Annotated in this window: 3 protein-coding genes; 2 read left to right on the top strand and 1 reads right to left on the bottom strand. The window is 71.6% G+C overall.

What is annotated here, in order from left to right:
* Positions 1–640: hypothetical protein (locus tag E1293_RS49125; RefSeq protein ID WP_207939548.1), on the top strand; the 640-nt coding region annotated here is incomplete at its 5' end.
* Between the two features lies 1 nt (position 641).
* On the opposite strand, the gene E1293_RS46610 is transcribed toward E1293_RS49125, so the two are convergent.
* A complete protein-coding gene (locus E1293_RS46610; RefSeq protein ID WP_207939547.1) occupies positions 642–1,310 on the bottom strand; it encodes a TetR/AcrR family transcriptional regulator in 669 nt (222 codons plus the stop codon).
* A 165-nt stretch (positions 1,311–1,475) separates the two neighbouring features.
* On the opposite strand from E1293_RS46610, the gene E1293_RS46605 reads away from it, so the two are divergent.
* Positions 1,476–2,024, top strand: coding sequence for an RNA polymerase sigma factor (locus E1293_RS46605; protein ID WP_165978725.1), 549 nt, complete (start codon positions 1,476–1,478; stop codon positions 2,022–2,024).
* Positions 2,025–2,067: the final 43 nt, after the last annotated feature.

Below are 2,067 nucleotides of genomic sequence, written 5' to 3'. Positions count from 1 at the left end.
CCCACGCGACGCGGCGCCCGTGTTGAGGCCCGCGGGCCTGCTCAGCGCCGCGGCCCCGGACCCCACCGCGGCCCCGCACAACGCCGATCCCGATACCAGCGCGCCTCCGTGGAAGTCCGAAGGCCCGCGCAACCCCGCGCCGCCGACCGACGCCGCGCCCTCTACCGACAGCGCGCCCTCTAGCGGCGCCGTGCCCTTGCTGGAGGGTGTGGGCGCGGGGCGGGACGTGGTGCCGGAGTTGCCCAAGTCGGTGCGGGTCGGGCAGCGGTTCGCCGAGTACGCGCTGCGTGAGAGCGGGATCGGGTGGCGGTCCACCGGGCACTGCTCCGACCGGACGGTGGCGTCCTGCACGTCGTTCGAGGGCGTCCGGTGGGGGACGGTCAAGGGGCTGATCGACTTCGCGGCGGCGAGCGGCTGCGAGGTCACCGTGACCGGCGGGACGGAGCGCGGCCACGCGGGCGGCGCCTACAGCCACGCGAACGGCTACAAGCTGGACATCGCGACGGGGTCGTGCGTCGACCGGGCGGTCAAGCGCTACCCGTCCACCGGCGTCCGGGGGGACGGCGCGCGGCTGTACCGGTCACCGGACGGCACCGTCTTCGCCCGCGAGAAGGACCACTGGGACATCACGTTCCGCTAGCTCAGTCGCGGACCTCGCGGATGATGCCCACCAGTTCGCGGGTCACCGACTTGAAGCCGGGGATGCGCGACATCGCGACCATGCGGTTGACCAGCGGGACCGTCCGCTCGACGAGCAGGTACGTCTTGCGGCAGCCCGGCGAGTTGTCGTGCACCCAGTACAGGACGATGCCCATCGAGTAGATCCACAGCAGCTCGGGCAGTTCTGCCCGAAACTCCTTGTCGATCTTCAGGTCGGAGCCCTCGACGACCTCCCGGTAGATCGCCACCGCGGAGTCGCGGGCCGGGCCGGACTCGGCGCTGAACGGGTTGAGCGGGCTGGTCGGCTCGGCGGCGAACTTGAAGAACTTCCCGGCGAACTCGTGGTAGGGGATCATCGTGTCGACGCGGGCCTTCAGCACGCCCAGCAGCCGGGGCGCGAACTCCCGCTCGGCGTCCAGGACGGCGCGGCAGGCGGCGACGTGATCGTCCTGCAGTTCGTCGTAGTAGGCCTGGATCAGCTCTTCCTTGGAGCCGAAATAGTAGTAGGCGTTGCCGACCGAGACGCCCGCCTCCTTGGCGATCGCCCGCATCGTCGTCGCCTCGTATCCGCGCTCCCGGAACAGGCGCAGCGCCGTCTCGACGATCAAGGCGCGCGTCTGCTCGGACTTCACGGCCTTCGTCTCGGTCACGCATGCCAGCCTAAAGCCCGTATGCGACGTCCCGCTCATGCCGCCTGGGCGCCGCCGCCGTTTCGCGGCGCCGCCCGGAGGCGGATCGGGCCCGCTCCCGGGGGTTACTGACCGGTAATTCCTGGGGCCCGTGTGAACGAGCCGCGTTCGGAGGGACTTCTTGGTGTGAACGATTCCGAAGAACGGTTCACCGCCCTGTACGACAGGCACTACCGCAGCGTCCTCGGGTACGTCCTGCTCCGCTCCGACCCTGAAGTGGCCGAGGACGTATCCAGCGAGACGTTCCTGGTCGCGTGGCGGCGCCTCGACGAGATGCCCGATCGCGCGCTGCCGTGGCTGCTCGGCGTGGCCCGCAACCTGCTCGCCAAGCAGCGCGGCAAGCAGCAGCGCGGCCGGGCGCTGCTCGACCGGATCACGGCGCGGGCCGCGGTCCGCGAGCACGCCGGCCAGGACGTCGCCGACCAGGTCGCCGACCGGGACGCGGCGGTCAAGGCCCTCGCTTCCATGCCGGAGAAGGATCTTGAGGCGATGGCCCTCGCGACCTGGCACGGCCTGGAGCCGCACGAGGCCGCGACCGTCATGGGCTGCTCGCTCCGCGCCTACCACGCGCGGCTGCACCGCGCCCGCAAACGCCTCGGCTCCGCCCTCGCCCGCGACGCCGAACCCCGCCCGTCCCCTCCGCACGCCCGCAGCCAGCCAGTGGGAGAGATCTGATGCCGAACCCGCCCCGACCCGGCCGGAAGGACGACGACATGAC

Source organism: Actinomadura darangshiensis, assembly GCF_004349235.1.
Classification (GTDB): Bacteria; Actinomycetota; Actinomycetes; order Streptosporangiales; family Streptosporangiaceae; genus Spirillospora; species Spirillospora darangshiensis.
This window is presented reverse-complemented; position numbering and strand designations above follow the sequence as displayed.